Here is an 18,454-nt window from a genome sequence, read left to right on the forward strand (position 1 = left end):
TTATCGGTTAAGATACGTAAAACGATATTGTGTTTTTAATATTTGAGGGTTTTTGATTACCTCTAATAAGATACAAAAATATTTATTTAATCCTGTTTTTAAGGATAAATCAAAAGATTTATAAGTTAAATAAATCTTTTTTTTACAGTCTGAAGGCAGTGGATTGACATCTGACCAGTCATATAAGGATTTCCATAAAAGAAACTGTCTCTGATTATATTGCGGTGAATATCTTATAATTTTTGTAATCCTGTTATTATCATGAACCCCTCTTATCGCAATAGCTTTATCTATAATGCCTGATTTTAAATAGCAGTGATAGGCCAGTTTAATGATAAAATCGGAATCCTGATGTACACGAAGATTTTCGTTGAAGCGCAGGTTGTTCTTCACCAGCACTGATTTTCTGAGAGTAAGTGTATTCAGATGAAAGAATGTTCCAAAGACTTGAGAAGTCAGCCCTAATAATCCCTTCAAAACACTTTCACCTTCCGCAGGAAAATTAACTGTGGTCAATGAAATATCTTTAAACTTATCCTGAAACTCTTTTCTGCCTTTTTCAGATAAATATTCTACGCCGATAGCTCCAAAAACACCTTCAGTTTTTTGTTCTTTAAAAGCTTCTTTTTCGGCATCAAAACGGTTGGGAAGATAATAATCATCAGCATCCAGAAAAGATATAAACTCACATTCCGCTTTTACAAGGCCTAAATTTCTTGTGGCTCCAGCGCCATGATTGCCTTTGTCCGGGTGTTGGTATAATTTAATCCTTGGATCTTTTACAATCAGTTTTTGGCAGACTTCTAACGAATTGTCGGTAGATTTATCCTCAACCAATACAATTTCTTTTACTTCTTCAAACTGTAAAGCAGAATCCACCGCTTTCTCTAAAAACTCGGATGCATTGTAAACCGGTATAATTACAGAGATATTCATGCCTTGCTGTATATGGCTTTTAATTTTTCACTAACAATGGCGGGATCATGGTTCTTTTTGATTCTTTCCAGGGAGTTTGCTGACTTTTCAGGCAGCTGTTCAGGATGGGTAAAAATATCTTCAAGGATATTTTCAAGCTGGGTTTTTAGTGTTTTTTTCAGTTCCTCCCGCTGTTCTGCTGTGAAATAAAGTGCCTGTTTCAAACGATTCTGAGGAAGATGAATAAGCCAGCCGTAGCGTTCATCATTGATCTCCGGCAACGCCCGGATGTCCGTCGTAATCACAGGAACACCTGCTGCCTGCATCTCCAGAACAGAAAATCCATAGGTATCCGACCAGGTGGGTAAAAGACCGATATGAGACTGCTTAATAAGTTCTAATACCTTTTCGTTGGGGATATCTTCATAGATCTCAATCCATTCCTCTTTTTTCAACATTTCTTTGGTTTCCAAAGCTTCTTTTTCAGTAACTTTGGTTACATAATGATCTGTTTTAAAGGACGAAATGAGGATGAGTCTGAAACTGTATTTTTGCCTTAATTTCTTAAGAACTTCTATCATTTCAACCCCTCCTTTTAAATGGAACTGGTTTCCTACAAACACGAGGTTGAAGGTCTCAATATTCTGGTAAATCTTCTGCGAATCTCTCGGAATAATCTCCTGAGAAGGATGAATCACAGAAAGTTTGGATTGTATCATTTCCTGAAAATCAGGATAATTTTTCAGAAGTTCCAGCTGAATGTTGGCAGAAGCCTGGGAAATTGAAATAATCCCCATACAGTTTTTTTTACCAATCTGTCTGAGTGCGTTTTCCGTTTTTTTATTGCGGATATGCTGAGGTTCAGTCTTCTGGTGATCATTTTTAGTTTCAGGAAACCTCGGAACAAGCGTCTCAAAAGAAGCTACCCATTTCTGGGAAGAATAATTGATTTCATTATAAAGATGAAGGATATCGATCTTAGGTTTCTGGTAAAAGAAATACTTCCCCTCAATATCCATTTTCTTCCTAAGTATAACTTTCTTTAATGTAGACAATGAATGAAAAAGATTATTATTCTTTCTCAAAAAAACATATTCACATTCTGAAACTTTATTTAAAATATTTCTTTTGACGGGATAATAATTTTGCGTCAGTCCTATTTTCATAATTACTGTAAATGATTTTTATTGTTCTGAAACCAAAGTGCTAAAATCAGTAAGTTCCAGTGCTGATGATGCCTGTTAAGCTTCTTCTGAACTTCGTCAAAGTCTAAAAACTCAAAGATGTAGCTGTTTTTATTTTCAAGAAGCTCCCGGCTTAAGTTCTCAAGTTCAGGTTCTTTAAACCATTCTTTTACGGAAGCTCCGAAACCGTTCTTGTGGCGTTTTGCGATTTCCTCTGTCCATGCCTGTGAGTAGGCTTTTCTCAATATAATTTTATCTTCTGAAGAATTGACTTTGTATTGCCATGGCATCTGAATACAGAATTCTGCAAAATCAATATCCAAGAAAGGGATTCTCACCTCTACAGAATTATACATAGAAGTCCTGTCACCTTTCAGCAGCATATTGGCTGGGACATACTTTTCCAGATCGATCCTCATCAGATCATTGAAATCATTATTAGTAGGCTTAAAGCTGAAGTCCTGTCCTGGAATTTCCTCGGCAATTCCCAGTTGTCTGATTTCAGAAACGGTAAAGTAATTCCGTACCTTATTCTGATGATAATCTATCGTGTCGCGATATTCTGCTCTTATGCGCCTTTCGGAACCCATATCCCTGAATTTGCCGGCTAAAAGAATCATCTTTGAAAGATAATCCGGATAAAAACCTTTTTGGGAAAGGTTGATGTTGTATTTATAAAAAGTATAGCCTCCAAAAAGTTCATCCCCTACATCCCCTGAAAGAATTACCTTCAGATCTTTTGCAGCTTCTTTGAAAATAAGATGGGTAGGGAGCAGGGAAGAATCCATTAACGGCTCATCCATATAAGAGTAAACTTCCTGCAAAGTTTCGGAGATCTTCTGTTTTTTGTCTAAAAGAATATGGTGGTCTGTTTTATATTTATCTGCAATAGCCTGTGCATAGGGCATCTCGTTCAGATCTCCGCTTTCGTAACCATACACCAACGTTTTTATGTTTTCTTTATATTTTGAGGCAACAGCAACAATGGTACTGGAATCCAGGCCTCCTGACAGAAAAGAACCTACGGGAACATCGGCTACCATTTGTTTTTTGATAGCGTTATCCAAAAGGTATTTAAATTTTTCAATGCTCTCATCCATGCTCAGTTTGGAAGTTTCAGCAGGAATGGTCCAGTAAGGCTTTATATCTAATTTTCCTTCTTTATAGATCAGGCTATGGGCAGGTTTAAGATTGAAAATGTTTTTATAAATCGTTTTATGAGGATGAATGTAGCCGTTTTTTAAGTAATAGGCGATCTGCGCTTTATCAATCTCAGGTTTTATTAATCCTGATGCAAGAATGGCTTTAATTTCGGAAGCAAAAATAAATTCACCGTTTTTTCCGAAAGCATAATAGAACGGCTTTTCTCCGAAACGGTCTCTTGCACAGAAAAGTTCCTGCTTTTCTTCATCCCAAATTGCAAAAGCGAACATTCCGGGAAGATCATGGATCAGGTTTTTATCTTTTTTCTGATACATGGCAAGCACCACTTCAGTATCTGAACTTCCGCGATAAGAATAATCGGAATACTGATCTTTTATAGCCTGATAGCCATAAATTTCACCATTCAGCACGATGCATTCTTTTTTTGTGCTGGAAAACATGGGCTGTTTACCATTTTCAGACAGATCTATAATTGAAAGCCGGCGATGGCCTAAAGCTGCATTGTCATAAAATTCATGATGTGAAGAATCCGGACCACGATATGCGATGGCATCCGTCATCCATTGAATTTCATTTTGATAGTTTCTGGCATTATGGGTTATAATTCCGGCTATTCCGCACATAACTTATAATTTATTTATTTTTTTGATTCTTTTTTGTAAATCATATTTTATTTTAATGGCATAGATCGCTCTGAAAAAATTTCTTTGATTAATATAAATTTTACTGAAATTTAAATTAATATCAAAACCGTTTCTCCATATAATCTCACGGTATTTCTTTAACAGTAATTCAATGAAATTTTCAGGGAATATCTGGGCATAATTTTTAATAATATATTCACAAAATAAGTAAGTTGCCAGTTGCTTATCTCTTGTAGAGTTGTCCATTCCGGAAATGCTGTCAGCTGAAATTCTTACTCCTACTTTTGCATCGTCTATGAATAAGAAATCTTTCAGATCTGAAAATTCAAGGATAGCCAGATCATCGGAATGCCATGCTAAAGGAAATTTTTTAAACCTATATTTCTGGTATATTTTTTTACTGAAAATATTTTCTGACAGGCTATTGGGAAACCGATTGCTTATTTTTTTGACCAAAAAATCTTTTGAAGAAACGATATTTTCCATATGAGTAGGATTTCTTGTCTGAGATCCATTTTCATCTATCAGATATTGGGAAAATTTTACTAAAGAAATTTTATTTTCCTGAATTTTTTTCAGATTTTTATAAAATATTTCCACTACATTATTCTCCAATATATCATCGTCTCCCAGTATCATGATCCACTCCTCAAGTTTGGCCTCATCAATGACTCTTTCCCACTGTAAAGCCAGGTTTTTGCCACCCAGATTTTCTTTGTATGGAAAATATTTATAATGGGTATTTTTTAATATTTCATTGATAAGATCTTCCGGATCTTCCGGACTAGCATCATTTCCTATATATACATTAAATCTTTTATCGGTTTGTGCTTCAATAGATTTCAGTGTTTCAGAAAAAAACTTTTTTTTGTAATAAGGAACTATAACTGCTAACATATAAAAAACGACTTAAATGTATCAAAAGAAACTAAATTCAGGCTTTCTTTTCTATACTTGTCAAAAGTATGATATTCAAAAAAAGTGTTTTCAATTTTATTGGAAGGCCCAAAATTTACTTTTCTTGAAATAACCCCAATACCCCAGTCTGTATCAACGCAGCAGGAATAAATATCTTCTCTTTTTCTGTTTTTAACAAACGCTTTCCATGTTGTACCGTTCCAAAGGGTTGAAGCTGGGGACAAAAGATAATCATAATTTTCTGACGCATGAAATTCCGTAGGAGGATTACAGTCGTGCATCACAATAAATCCATCTTCTTTAAGATAATCTAAAGAGTTCTGTATGTCTTTTTCCACCTGTTCTGCAAGGTGAGAGCCATCAATGAAAATAACATCAAATTTTATATCACTTCTAAGGGCTTTTCCGGTTTTCAGCATTTCAAAAAACTCATCACTGGTGACTTTAAAATCTACATTGTTTTCAGAGTTTTCATATCCGGGGTCAACGCTGTATTTTTCTTTAGCAGAAATCTTATTAAAGTTGTCATTAGGATTTCTTACACCTATTTCCAAATAGACTGTCGGTGTAGTAAATTGTTCCAAAAGAAAACGGATAATATCAGTTCTTAAAGGAGTTTTTTCGATTTCTTCAACAAACTTTTGCTTAGCATGAATGTGATATTTATTATTAAGGTATTTGTTGGCTAGTTCTAATTTTCTTAATTGATATCTGATAGCATTTACTCCAGGTATTTTCATAATTTTAGTGTTTAATTGTGTGTATTTTTTATTTTTTAATTGAGAGGGAATGTATAAAGTAAATCTGTCTGTTTTTTATTATTTTATATTGTTCAGGATGGTTTACAAATTTTAAAGGTACGAATTCTTTTGGCTGAAAGGGTAGTCGTTACTTTCAATATAAATATAATCATCCGGTGTTTTACTCAAATTTTTGATTTCAGACAGGCAAATTTACGACAGATTTGGAAAATTTGCTTGCCTATATTTCTAATTGCCAGTTTTTTATAACTAAAAAACTTTCTGGATTTTATAAAAGATAAAGTAATATGCCCGTTTTATTAAAGAGTCAAGAGCAGGGAACGTTACAAAACCCTGATGCAGGACCATCATACTCCATAAAAAATTAAATGCAATTAATATAAGAGCTACTATATCTTTTTTTGTATTGCTTGCCAGAGTTTTTTCACCGGCAATGTATATGGTTAATAAAGAGAAAAGGATGTTGATCCATCTTCCCCAATCGTATGCTATAAAAAATAAAGGTATTAAAAAAAGGGCCTGTATTATAATGAACGCATAATTAATATTAAGCTTGTTAAATCTATAATAAATTCCAAAAGTCAATATGCTGATTAATAAGCTGACGATATACATTTGATAGCCGTAAAGATGTTCTGCATAAAAATTGAGGATATCAAAATCAGGGTCATACTCATAGATTCCCAGTTGTCCGAGCTCAAGACTGTGTTCTTTTAAAAACCGGATAGAGTTATCCGTTTTTATATCCATGCCGAATTTGTAGAGAATACCCATTGTAAGGACGGCAGGAATTATCTGAAAAATGAAGATTTTCTTAAGCTTGCCCATTGCAGTACCTTCATTTTTAATAAAATAAGTGAATGCTACAAATGGCAAATAAAAGAAAGAAGCTTCATGATTCAGGATAGAAACTATAATCAATACAGTGATGACAAGATCATTGATCATAATTTTTGATTTCAGGGAGATGAAGTATAAAAGATACATCAGCATGAAAAAAATATCCTTTTTCGCGGCAATGGTCGGGTCTTTTAGAAGCATGCCGAACGCCGAGGGTAGTAGCAGGATAGCTATTGTTATCAGGCTGTTGTTATTTTTCCGGAACAGTTTTGCCAATAGGAAAAAAAATACGGTATAGATGATAAAGAGGAATGAGAATACGAGATACTCAATATGAATGTGGATAACCTCATTCAGGAATATGAATATGCTGCCGAACAGGCCTCTTCTTTTGAAGCCGCCATCCTGGTAATTGATAATCCATTCGCCTAAATACCAACCATTTTTATACGTAACGATCTGCAAATAAGTATTCTGTATACAGATACAGTAATAGATAAGAAATATGATCCCGATGAGGTGATTGATGATCTTTGATTTCATATTTAATCAATAAATACCTTTTTAAATTTGTCCATCACCGGATTAGGTAAGAATTTTTCATATAATTCCTTGGCAGACAATCTTAAATCCGAATCCAGAAGTATATTTTTAAGTTCATCTGCATCTTTATAATAATAAGCCTGATTTTCCAGATGATTGATATGGGCTTTTTCAGGAGAATCCGCAAAAGTGATGACAGGTTTTCCCTTGATGGCAAACTCCGCAACAGTGATCCCGAATGTTTCACCTCTTTCACGGGCGTGAAGTAAAGCATTACATGTATTGATGAATTTAAGCTTTGTCAGCACATCCGAGCTTGGAGGTAAAAATTTAATATTGGCAGGGACAGATTTCCACCATCTTTTTTTCACAAACGGATCAACGCCCATGAAGATAAAATAAATGTCTTTGTATCTGGAGGCAATCTTTTCCACGGTCTTCTGCACAAAACCTATATTGAAGCTTTGTTCTCCACCGTAATACCCGAATACTTTGGCATTTTTAGGAATATGAAGTTCAGCTCTCAGATCTTCATGGGTTTCGTTTTCAAAATTGACCATATGGGGAACAAACGGAGATTTACCCTGTGTCATTTCTTCGCTAAGCCATTGTGATACATAAGCATAAATATCCCCGTGAGGTTCAAAATATTTAAAAACACTGTGAACGGCTGTTTTACATTCTTTGGTCTCTATATCATCATAAAAACCATTTTTAATGGCGTAAAACAAATCAATATTGTTATTCTTTATAATGGTATCCACTTCTTTGAAATCCGAATAATTGAATACCTGAAATCTTTTTTCAAATTTTTCAATTCCAAGCGGATGGTTGGTAGGCAGGGTTTTATTATATACGATGATAGATTCATTTCCCAGATATCTTTCGTTGAAATCTGCGTAGTCATATAATGCGATGGAAGTTCCTCTGTAATTGAGTTCGTTCTCATGGAAAAGGATTCTCATTCGTGTTTATTTTAATTTATCTTTTAATTTATTAAGTATTTTCCGGAGTATGTTCTTCTTCGGATATTTTACAAGGTCCTTATGAGTGAAAAGTCCTTCGCCCTGTGCTATTTTAAAGCCCTGTTTTACCCACCATGAAGCAATATTTCTTTCCAGCGAAACGGACTCCCCGGCGAAAGGCAGAATTTTTTCAAGAAGGAAGCTTTTTCGGACCAGATAAGGATTATTCGTCCAGTTTGCCCACCGCGATGTGGTTACAAAAAAGGTTCCTTGTTTCTGTATTTTATCGGGGAATTCTACCGCCGGATCTAGCCAGTGCAGGGATTCCAGCAGGTGAGGGGAGGTGCATTCGTGCCAGTCGTCATAATAGTCCAGTTCCTGACCTTTATGCCTGATAGATATCAGGGGATGGCCGGGTTTTTTTCTGCTTCGGTAGCGTACCACATCAAACCCGCTATTTAAGAGTTCTAATCCGGCCTTAAGCTGGAAAAACAGAGTGTTTTGCTTCTCAATCAGCTCCCAGTCATGTTCCAGGAAAAGGATGTTTTGGGCAGATGCATTTTCAGCGAGCATTTTCATGCCTTTTCCTATTCCTACATTTTCCTTTAAGCCGATATATTTGATCTTGTATTTTTCTGCTGTTTTTTTATCATCATCCTGTACTTCCTGAAACAGAATCGTAATATCATCCACCATATCCAGGAGACCATACTTTTTGTATGATCTTAGGGTGTTTTTCAGATTGGCAGCACTTTTCCAGGAAAGAATGCAGATACTTAGGGGTAACTTATCCATTTTAAATGCTTTAAATATTTAAATAAGGATGGTTACCACTCATGGATAGTTTTCTGTAAGCTTCAATCTCACCAAATCTTTTTGAAAAAAATCTGTACTGTTCCAGGTAAAATTTATATTCGCTGATATTTCTCTGGATTCCCATTTTCATAAGGGTGGTTAAAAAAGCTTTTTTCTCCCGGCTGATATTATAATCGAAATTAGGATCCATATATCTTGTTTCCCTTTGCATCTGCATGGAAAGTCTTTTTCTTGCCAATACTTCAGCAGGATCTTTAATTACCTCTTTCTGGTAATCCTGGACTTTTGCATCGTGCACCACTTTACTTTTCGGACAAACAATGACTTTTAACCCAAAATAAGTAATTCTGTTGATGTAATCGTAATCTTCGGCACCATGAAAGAAGTAAGGATTAAAGCCGCCAACCTTTTCCAGCACTTTTCTGGGAATAAACCAATGAGCGGCGTTCACAAACTTTATTTCATAAAAGGGCTTTGCTTCACGAAAGAAAACATCGGAAAGGAATCTGTTGTTCTTACAATCCTGGGCAAGATAGTTTTCAAAATGAAGGTCAAATTTTTCCCCGGTACCATCCATATGCATAGGGCTTAAAACCCCAATTTTTTCCTGATCAGGATAATTATTGTAAATTTCCAGCAATTGTTCTACACTGTCAGGGAAAATCCAGGCATCCTGATTCATAAGATATACAAAATCAGCTCCTTCTTTATAGGCTTTTTCTATTCCCAGATTATTGGCTTTTCCGAAACCGGAGTTTTCGGAAGACTGTATGAAATCTACTTCAGGAAAATTGTTTTTAATATATTCCTGAGTTCCATCGGCAGAGCCATTATCAATTACTATTGATTTTACGGGAATGTTGGAGTTCCTTAAGCTTGTAAAACATCTTTCCGCCCATTTCATGGCATTGTATGTAACAATAATAAAATAGATCTTCATCTTTTTGTAGCTTATATATACTTATTGACCAAAGATTTTATATAATCTTCAGGGTTGATACCAGAGAAGAACTGATTGACATTTTCTTCAAAGGAAACCTGATAGAAATCTCCTTCGTTTATAGTATCGTAAACAGCTTTTTTATTTACTTTTTTTTCAATGGCACCTATGATTTCCTGTAAATTATAATAGTACGGAAAAGCATAGCTGATGGTTTTATTCTGTATAGAAGGGCAGATTTCCACTAAAAATTTATTGATATCATCCATATCAATCAGCAGTCTTCTGGCATGGCTATGAACGTTAAATTTATGATCGTGGGTAATCTGAGCCTTTAAATAGTTGAACAATGTATTTGGGTTTCCTCCTTTCCCTACGATATTTCCAATCCGGAGAATAAGATAGTTCCGGGAATTATCTTTGATATAATCCTCCATTTTAAGCTTATGTAAGATATAAGGACTGTCCTGCTTGGACTGGTCATGTATACTTAATGTTGAAAAATAGATGAATTTGCTTTGATTGTGTTTTTCCAAAGTGTTTTTCAGAAGGCTGAATTCTCTTTCAAATTCAGAATTTTTGGTTTCGAGGGAGTTTGAAACACCGGAAGCAAAGAACAGATGATCCTTTGAATCGATATTTCTTAATGAATTAGCAATAAGTCCGTTTCCTATAATCATTTATGTATGTTTTTTTGAGGTGAGTATTTATACTCCTTTATGTTTTTTATTTATTTGCGATGAGTATTTAATGTAGCCCACATATTTTTTTGCGATGAATAAATAATCTCTAAAAATAAGGCTTTTCATTGGAAAGAACCGTAATGTGAATATGATATTATTGATAGTAACCGGATAGTATATGAAATATCCATGCAGGAAAGACATGAAAACTTTTTTTTCGGTGTCCCGATCTTTTTTTTTCTGAAAATCAGCACCCAGTTTTTGTTTTATCAGGACATTGGTATCAAACCATTTTTTATCCGGATTTCCTTTTGAAAAATGTTCTGCTAAAATATCATCAATAATGAAATTTTGTCGTTTTTTGGAAACTCTCAGGCTGAAATCTAAGTCATATCCGTGAAATCCAGTTAGATTTTCATCGAATCTAAATTGATTATACACTTCTTTTTTTACAGCTAGAAATACTCCGTCTACCGCAAATACCGGATTAATATTTGCCTGGGTTCTATTGAGTAAAACAGCCTTCTGATTGTCCTTGTTTCCTTGAAGAATATTGATGAAGTTGTACTTTTCAGTTACTGTCCAGCTACAAGGTGCAGCAGGAACATAATCAGATCCTGCCAATCCTAAAATTCCCACATTAGGAATTGAAAAATGTTTTATAAGTTTTGCTCCCCAGTCTTTTGTGTGAAAAACAAGGTCTTCGTGAAGAAACAAAAGGTTTTCAAATTGTGCTTTTTCGGCTCCGAGGTTATATGCCTTCGTAATGCTCATCGTATTAGGATTCCATATTTGGATAATTTCATACTTGAAATCCTCACCAATTGTCTCGCTAATATTTTTAACGAGCTGTTCGTAGTAATTTTGTTGATATGATGAGATAATGATGGATATCATAATTAAAGAAAACTATCAATTAGCGTAAAAATCTTACTGGTAAGTTTTTTGTCGGAATATTCATTTTCTAGTCTTTTATTAATACTTTCTCCATAAGATTCTCTTAGTCTAGAATCTTTCATGAGCTTTACAATTTCATCTGCCATTGTATCAAGATCAAGATAGGGTGCCAGAACTCCATGACCGTTTTCTAAAAATTCTACAGCACCCCCGCTTTTCTCAAAAGCAACAATAGGCTTCTGAAGTTTTGCAGCAGTGAGCATTACCAATGGAAAAGGATCTTCTCGTGATAACAAAAGAAAGATATCAAAAATATTGATGTAATCGTTAGGTGTTTTATTGTGATCGACATATATTATTTTGTCTTCAACACCCAGTTTTTCAGCATCAATTTTAGAACATTTTACAGGACCTGTTTTGGATGAGCCACCCAGATTAATGAATTTAAAATTGATATCTGTTTTATCTGAAATTTTTTTTACTAAAAGTGGAACAAGATCGGTTCCTTTTCTTAATTCCTGAGAACTTGCAATACCGAGAATTATATCGGATTCAGCAATATTTAATTCTTTTTTTATTTGTTCCCTGTCTTTTTGAATCTCCAACTTTTCATCTACAAAAGAATGAATGGCTGTTACTTTTTTCGGATCGGCATTGTATCTGTTGATGAGGTTGTCTGCCACAGCGTTTGAACCTGCAATAATCATAGAGACGTTGGAAATATTTTTTAAAATAAAATCTTTTGAATAAGCACTTTCAATACCAAAAGTAAGCTCATGAATGGCTACGATAGTAGGAATGTTTTTCTTATAAAACGGAATTGTCCATACCAAAGTTTCTGCTGTATTGGCATAAACAAGATCATAATTGTTTTGAAGAAGTTTTCCTGTTACTTTTTCAATCTGTTCTTCTTTGCTTTCCTGTTTTGGAAAGAAGGCAGTCTGAAATTTTTTAAAATTTCTGTTTACAAAAGATAAAGATTGATTGAAGTGATTGGCGACAAGAATTTTATTATCAGAAAGCTTTGCAAAATCTTCGTACAGTTGACCTGGTCTTAATAACAGGACATCAATTGTATAGTCTTTTCTTTGCTGCTTTAATTTTTTTAATAAGCTTAGGACCAGAATAGGCGCTCCTGATAAAGATGCTTCATGGGATATTAATAATATCTTTTTTGTTTCACTCATTTTTGTAAAGGTTCAGAGATTAAATTTTGATTGTTTTTTATAATTGTGTTGGCGGGCACTGATTTATGAATAACACATCCTGCCCCAATGATGCAATTGTCTCCGATTTCCACACCTTTCAGAATGACTGTATTACTGCCAATCCAGCAATTTTTACCGATCATGACCGGCGCTTTTGTATAATCATTTTTGTGGACTGAAAAATCAGGGACAAATCCGTATTTATGATTGTGATCGTATATTTTTACACCTTCTCCAAAAATAGAGTTATCACCAATAGTTATACTGTCCAGACAATTAATGGAAGAATAATTGTTGAAAAAAACTCCTTTTCCAATGCTGAGAGTTGCTCCCGGAAGAACTGTAATATTACAGTAATCTCTCACAAAAAAAGTTTCACCAATAATGATATTTCCAAATTCTCCTTCATTTCCTTTAAATATATTTACATCTTGAGGAGCAAAAGTATGGTGAATATTAATATTCGGTTTCGAGATAAATCGCCACCAGCTTTTTTTCTCTTCAAGTACTTCAAAATCTTTAACAATCTTGAAGATTTTTTTATGCAGATAATTTTTTATTTTTTGGAACATCGGTTAATTCGAATTTCTATTTTTTAACTTCTTAACAATTTTAATCTTAGCCATTTTTAAAAGACAACTAAAAGATGTTATACTTTCAAGGTAGTTATAATCTTTAATTTTTGTTTCCAATAACTTTCTTTCATCAAAAGGTCTTACAAGTGCTTTTTGAAAATTAGTATATTGCAGTTTAAGGTTATCAAAAACTTCTTTATTATTTTTAAAATGTTGTAATAAAAATCTTAAAGAGAACATTGTATTGACAATTTGATCTGTTGTATTTTGAGTGCTCCACATTCCGCTTCCTACTCTGTAAACTGCCATTTCATCAGGGAAATATTTTATAAGACCATGTGAGGCATTCAGCAGATGCAACGGGTAATCTCCAATAGGAGAATATTGCAACCAGTCCGGTAGTATTTCTATATTTTTTTTGAAGACTACTGAAACAGTTATGATAAAATTCTCTTTTGAAAGGTCACCGATGGTATATGTTTTTTCCTCATCAGGATTGATATGTGTAAATTTTTCTTTTCTGTTAGTAAGTTCTTTGATTTTGTGAAATGTAAGACTGTAATCAGAATTATTTTCTAAAAAATCAACCTGTTTTTGTAATTTTAAAGGATCGGTCCAAAAATCATCTCCTTCACAGGATGCAATATATTCTCCCTCAGTTTTTGAATAGGCGTTGAGATAATTAGCATTTGCGCCCATATTGTTTTCGTTGAGAATATATTTTACCGATATATTCGGAGGGCATGTTTTTATGACTTCTGTAATAATTTTATCAGAAGAATCCGGTGATTTGTCATTAGCAATAATAAGTTCTACCAAAAAATCGGTTTTTTGTAGAAATATTCCGTTTATGGCCTCCTGAATATATTTTTCATGACCATAAGTAATCATAATAACGCTTACTTTTGGCTTCATAGCTCTAAGTTCATTAACCATATTAAGTCTCTGTCTTCTTTTATTTTAAAACCGAAGTTTTCATATAATGCAATTGCTGCTATATTGTCCTTTAAAACTTCCAAAGAATAATTTTTAAATTTCTTTTGTTCTAAATCTGCAATTGAAAATGACAATAATTTTTTCCCTAAACCTTTTCCTTGAAAATCAGGATGAATAGCAATCAGTGTTAAAAATGCATTTTCTTTGTCGGGATCGTTATTGTAATAGGAAATAAAACCCTGTAATTTGCCTTCTTCAATAAATGGAATTATTGTAGAATAGCTGGAAATTTTATTTACATATTCATCTGCGTTATCTATTCTGCTATTTACAGATTCAATTAATAAGATTATATTTTTAATTTCATCCTTTATCATAATAATTCATATTGGTTTAGCATGGAAGAAATTTCTTCGGTTGAATTAAACATTAAAATATCAATTATTGATAACCAAGGTACAAAATCATGATTAAATTGTTGATAATCAATTTTGGCTGTCTTTATGAAAAGTAAACTGATGTCATGGTTTTTAAAATAATCTTTAGTATACAATTCCTGCCCGCCAATCGGATTGATATAAGTTCCTGCATTTTCTTTTTTACAAATATCAATAAGTCTTTCTTCTCTGGATAGTTCTACATTATGATAGATTTCGGATGTTTTTTCAATTTTTGTAGTAATACCCAGGTAATTACATATTTCTACAAGACTCAGATAAATTAGCTCGCTTATTGTAGTGTGATGATCAAAAGTTTTTTTTAAAATTGGAATGATAATACCATAATTTGGGGCTTTTTTATAAGCCAGTTCAAGTGTTTTGAAAAATTTTTCTTTCCATTTAACAAAAAGAGTCTGATTAATTTCTATTTCATTAATTTTTTTAAATGAACTTGCATCTTTCAAAGGGATAGAAAATAAATGACTTTTTCCGTTAAGAAGAATATTATTTCGATTAATCCAACCTTGTTTTATATAATTTACATCATCGTAAATAACGAACTTATCAACAGCATTTATAAGTTGAAAATATCCTATATAAGGCATAAAATAGGGCTGCATTACAGCTATTTTCATACTAATCGTTGTTTTGAATTCTTAACATTAACCTTGCGATAAGCTCAACCTCTTCAAATGTAAGATCGTAATAAAACGGAAGACATAAAACTCTTTTGGCAATATCTTCAGTAATGGGAAGTTCCAGTTTTGGCAAATAGGGCAATGCGGAAGCTAAGCTTGGATAAAAATATCTTCTTGTAAAAATTTCCTGTTTATCCATCTCCTTTTTTAATTTCAGTAATAGTTCTTCACTTTCCAAAACAACAGGATAATAGGAATGATTATCATTAGCTTTTGAATGCCAGAGAGGTTTTACAGCATGTAAATTTTTAAGTTTTTCATCATAAAGTTCTGCGAGTGCTTTTCTTTTTTCGTGTATCTGAGAAATGTATTTTAGATTAACAAGCCCCATTGCGGCATGAAATTCTGAGTTTTTACCATTAAGACCCAATTCAGAGAATGAATCAAAGCCTGAAATCCCGAAGTTTCTGATGTAAGCCAGTTTTTTCAGTAATTCAGGGTCTTTTGTTATCAATAAACCTCCCTCAATACTATGGTAAAGTTTTGTAGCATGCAGGGAGCAGGTGGAGATATCTCCGTATTCGAAAACAGATCTGCCGTTTATTTCTACTCCGAAAGCATGCGCTGCATCATAGATTACTTTTAGATTATGTTTCTTTGCAATGGTGTCTATTGCTTCCACATCACATGGATTTCCATAAACATGGGTGGCAAGAATTGCGCTGGTTTTTTCCGTGATGGCATCCTCAATTTTTTTAGGATCTATACATAAGCTTTTGGCATCTATATCAACAAAAACAGGGGTACATCCTTCCCAAACAATTGAACTGGTGGTTGCAATAAAAGAAAACGGAGTAGTAATTACTTCACCTGAAATTCCCAATGCTTTTATTGCCATCTGGATGGCAACAGTTCCGTTGGTTACAAACAGCACATGATTGAGTTTTAAATGATCTTTAAGCTCCATTTCAAGCTGACTGGCTAGCGGACCCATATTGGTAAGCCAGTTTCTTTTCCAGATACCGTCTATATATTTTTCATATTCTTCCTGAGGTGGAAGAAAGGGTTGTGTTACGGGAATCATAAATAAATTTTAATGTAAAGTTATGATATTTTCGCTATCAAGCTCAAACGGGATCCATTGTTCTTTTTCTCCATCTACCGTAAACTCCAGAATGTTATTGATTCGAAGATAAGGGGATTCTGTAGCGGGTTCATATAATCCTACATCCATAATATATTTTCCTAAGGTGAAAAGAGGATTTTTTACAGTCGTTTTGTAAACAATTTTTGTGGATTGGTTTATATCTTCTTTATTTTCTTTAACTGTAATTCCTGCAATAGGTTTCTGTTCTTTATCCTTGAATTCAAGATATAAAACAGGTAATTCATCAACAGGTTTATTGATTTTGAATTCAAAAGTAAGGTTAAAGTCCTGATAACGGTGTATTTCGTTATTCAAAAGATCTGTTTTTGCAGAAATCAATTCAAAAGTGTTGTTATCATATACTTTATTCTGGCTGTTGTTCGAAAATTTATTGTAATAAAGTTGTATACCTTTTCCTATTTCTTTTCCCTGATATTCAACTTTACCATGATCCATTAGGATTATTTCGTTACAGATGCGGGAGACCATGGGCATACTATGAGAAACAAAGATTACTGCTGTATGAGGAAGTAGTTCGTCAATTTTGCTAAAGCATTTTAAAACAAATCCTAAATCTCCAACTGCTAAGACTTCATCAATAATCAGGATATCCGGTTCAAGATGAGCTGCAACAGCAAAGCCTAAACGCACCTTCATTCCTGAGGAATAGTTTTGCACCGGGGTGTCTATAAAATCATTTATTTCCGAAAAATCTATTATAGATTGTATTTTTTCTTCAACTTCTTTTTTCGTAAATCCTAAAATGGAGGCATTGCTATATATATTTTCTCGCCCCGTAAGTATCGGGTTAAAACCGGCGCCTAATTCTATCAGTGCTCCTATTTTTCCCTTCATGATAATCTGACCTTTATCCGGAGCATATAATCCGTTTAGAACCTTTAAAAGAGACGATTTCCCGGCACCGTTATGACCAATTAAGCCAATGCATTCTCCCCTTACTAGATCAAAGCTAACATCTTTTACAGCCCAAAATTCCTGAGGGCGTAATTCTTTATTTATTGATAAACCAAGTGTACTGCGGATAATATCTGAGGCTCCATACTTCAGTGAACTCCTCAGGTTTTTGCTGAATTTTTTAGATACATTCTGTACCGAAACTAATACTTCTCTATCTTTTTTCATTATCCTGCAATTTTTTCAATAACTATTGGCATTGATTTTCTAAAAATAACTAAGCCGATTAATAAAACAATACAACTGACAACCGTTAAAATGATTGTGAACATCAAAGACTGTGTTTCTACTCCTACCAAAGTGTTTCGAGAATCATTAATTAAATAAGTTAATGGGTTAAGATTAAATAAAAATTTAAAAATCCCTATTGTTGGTACAGCATATACAACAGGCGTAAAATACATTAAAAAAGGAATGCCTGTAGTTAGTATTTTGCTTATATCCGTGTAGATTAATCCTAGCGGGGTAATAATTAGGCCTATGGTAAAAGCGAAGATAGTTAAAGCTAAGATATAAAAAGGAAAAAGAAGCAAATTCCAAGAAGGAGAAATTTTATAAATTATCAAAATAGCTATAATAGGGACCATTTTTATAATTAAATTGAAAAGAGAGGTGTATAAACCTTTCATTAACAACGCTTCTTTTGGAAAATTGATTTTTGAAATAATTGCTCTTCCTGCATTTACCGAAATGATAGGACTTTGGATAGCTTCAGAGAAGATACTCCATATCGTGGTTCCTAAAATAACAAAAACAGGATAAGGTATTCCTTCGGGAGTTCTTACATTTACTACTCCGGAGCCATTTAAGAATAGCCAAATCAAGGAGTTGACAATTACAGGGGCTATGATCCAAAAGAAACCGAGCAAAGACTGTCTGTGTTGAGATTGTATATCCCTTTTGGTCATTTGATAGGCTAAGAAATTAGATGATTTAATATCCCGGTAAATTGATTTTAGCTCCTGGAAAAAATGTGTTTTTTTATCAGATGTGTATACTACGGTTTTCAAATTAGATTTTTTTTACAAATTTATAATCATTAAGTATCCTCGCATTTTCAGGTTTGTAAATTATTATTTATATAAAACCAGAAAACAACAACTAAAGTGAGGTATTGTTGCTATGGCTAAAGCTATTCATAAAATAATTATGATATTATATTTGGAAATCAGATGAATTGTAAAGTTTCATCTGTAGGGATTTTCGAAAGACTCTGAAAATAATTGCCAGGCCATAATTTACAGTTCTACCCAACTTCTGTTGTG

19 protein-coding genes are annotated in these 18,454 nt (G+C 33.6%); all 19 read right to left on the reverse strand.

Annotated features, from left to right (window positions below; translation table 11 throughout):
• The 19 genes from AC4IFE_RS03845 to AC4IFE_RS03935 all read right to left on the reverse strand — a co-directional run bounded on the left by AC4IFE_RS03845 (position 1) and on the right by AC4IFE_RS03935 (position 18,199).
• Positions 1–936 carry a glycosyltransferase family 2 protein gene (locus AC4IFE_RS03845; RefSeq protein WP_490755039.1) on the reverse strand — a complete coding sequence of 312 codons (936 nt, stop codon included), beginning with the start codon at positions 934–936 and terminating at the stop codon, positions 1–3.
• On the reverse strand, positions 933–2,081 hold the full coding sequence (locus AC4IFE_RS03850; protein WP_490755041.1) for a glycosyltransferase family 4 protein: 1,149 nt from the start codon (positions 2,079–2,081) through the stop codon (positions 933–935). Before AC4IFE_RS03850 ends, AC4IFE_RS03845 begins: the two co-directional genes overlap by 4 nt.
• A 2-nt stretch (positions 2,082–2,083) precedes the next feature.
• On the reverse strand, positions 2,084–3,886 hold the full coding sequence (asnB, locus tag AC4IFE_RS03855; RefSeq protein WP_490755043.1) for an asparagine synthase (glutamine-hydrolyzing): 1,803 nt from the start codon (positions 3,884–3,886) through the stop codon (positions 2,084–2,086).
• 3 nt (positions 3,887–3,889) lie between these two features.
• Positions 3,890–4,804 carry a glycosyltransferase family 2 protein gene (locus tag AC4IFE_RS03860; protein ID WP_490755045.1) on the reverse strand — a complete coding sequence of 305 codons (915 nt, stop codon included), beginning with the start codon at positions 4,802–4,804 and terminating at the stop codon, positions 3,890–3,892.
• On the reverse strand, positions 4,798–5,565 hold the full coding sequence (locus AC4IFE_RS03865; protein ID WP_490755047.1) for a class I SAM-dependent methyltransferase: 768 nt from the start codon (positions 5,563–5,565) through the stop codon (positions 4,798–4,800). The genes AC4IFE_RS03860 and AC4IFE_RS03865 overlap by 7 nt, the downstream gene beginning before the upstream one ends.
• A gap of 270 nt (positions 5,566–5,835) precedes the next feature.
• Positions 5,836–6,969 (reverse strand): hypothetical protein, encoded by a 1,134-nt coding sequence (locus AC4IFE_RS03870; protein WP_490755048.1) that lies wholly within the window; start codon positions 6,967–6,969, stop codon positions 5,836–5,838.
• Between the two features lie 2 nt (positions 6,970–6,971).
• On the reverse strand, positions 6,972–7,934 hold the full coding sequence (locus AC4IFE_RS03875) for a glycosyltransferase family protein (RefSeq protein ID WP_490755050.1): 963 nt from the start codon (positions 7,932–7,934) through the stop codon (positions 6,972–6,974).
• Positions 7,935–7,940: 6 nt separating this feature from the next.
• Positions 7,941–8,729: a glycosyltransferase family 2 protein gene (locus AC4IFE_RS03880; protein WP_490755051.1), complete on the reverse strand. Its 789-nt coding sequence runs from the start codon at positions 8,727–8,729 to the stop codon at positions 7,941–7,943.
• A gap of 10 nt (positions 8,730–8,739) precedes the next feature.
• Positions 8,740–9,690, reverse strand: coding sequence for a glycosyltransferase family 2 protein (locus AC4IFE_RS03885; protein WP_490755053.1), 951 nt, complete (start codon positions 9,688–9,690; stop codon positions 8,740–8,742).
• Between the two features lie 11 nt (positions 9,691–9,701).
• Positions 9,702–10,370 carry an NAD-dependent epimerase/dehydratase family protein gene (locus AC4IFE_RS03890; RefSeq protein WP_490755054.1) on the reverse strand — a complete coding sequence of 223 codons (669 nt, stop codon included), beginning with the start codon at positions 10,368–10,370 and terminating at the stop codon, positions 9,702–9,704.
• A gap of 27 nt (positions 10,371–10,397) precedes the next feature.
• Positions 10,398–11,270, reverse strand: a complete 873-nt coding sequence (locus tag AC4IFE_RS03895) for a glycosyltransferase (protein WP_490755056.1) — start codon at positions 11,268–11,270, stop codon at positions 10,398–10,400.
• A 2-nt stretch (positions 11,271–11,272) separates the two neighbouring features.
• Positions 11,273–12,457, reverse strand: coding sequence for a glycosyltransferase family 4 protein (locus AC4IFE_RS03900; RefSeq protein ID WP_490755057.1), 1,185 nt, complete (start codon positions 12,455–12,457; stop codon positions 11,273–11,275).
• Complete coding sequence (locus AC4IFE_RS03905) at positions 12,454–13,050, reverse strand: acyltransferase (RefSeq protein ID WP_490755059.1); 597 nt, start codon at positions 13,048–13,050, stop codon at positions 12,454–12,456. Before AC4IFE_RS03905 ends, AC4IFE_RS03900 begins: the two co-directional genes overlap by 4 nt.
• 3 nt (positions 13,051–13,053) lie before the next feature.
• On the reverse strand, positions 13,054–13,968 hold the full coding sequence (locus tag AC4IFE_RS03910; protein WP_490755060.1) for a glycosyltransferase family 2 protein: 915 nt from the start codon (positions 13,966–13,968) through the stop codon (positions 13,054–13,056).
• Complete coding sequence (locus AC4IFE_RS03915; RefSeq protein ID WP_490755062.1) at positions 13,965–14,366, reverse strand: GNAT family N-acetyltransferase; 402 nt, start codon at positions 14,364–14,366, stop codon at positions 13,965–13,967. Before AC4IFE_RS03915 ends, AC4IFE_RS03910 begins: the two co-directional genes overlap by 4 nt.
• The gene (locus AC4IFE_RS03920; protein WP_490755063.1) at positions 14,363–15,064 is read right to left on the reverse strand and encodes a WbqC family protein; all 702 of its coding nucleotides are present in this window, start codon (positions 15,062–15,064) and stop codon (positions 14,363–14,365) included. The genes AC4IFE_RS03915 and AC4IFE_RS03920 overlap by 4 nt, the downstream gene beginning before the upstream one ends.
• Before the next feature lies 1 nt (position 15,065).
• On the reverse strand, positions 15,066–16,151 hold the full coding sequence (locus tag AC4IFE_RS03925) for a DegT/DnrJ/EryC1/StrS family aminotransferase (RefSeq protein ID WP_490755064.1): 1,086 nt from the start codon (positions 16,149–16,151) through the stop codon (positions 15,066–15,068).
• 9 nt (positions 16,152–16,160) lie between these two features.
• Positions 16,161–17,357: an ABC transporter ATP-binding protein gene (locus AC4IFE_RS03930; protein ID WP_490755065.1), complete on the reverse strand. Its 1,197-nt coding sequence runs from the start codon at positions 17,355–17,357 to the stop codon at positions 16,161–16,163.
• Positions 17,357–18,199, reverse strand: coding sequence for an ABC transporter permease (locus AC4IFE_RS03935; RefSeq protein WP_490755066.1), 843 nt, complete (start codon positions 18,197–18,199; stop codon positions 17,357–17,359). The genes AC4IFE_RS03930 and AC4IFE_RS03935 overlap by 1 nt, the downstream gene beginning before the upstream one ends.
• Positions 18,200–18,454 lie beyond the last annotated feature (255 nt).

Source organism: Chryseobacterium sp. UF-81, assembly GCF_058245105.1.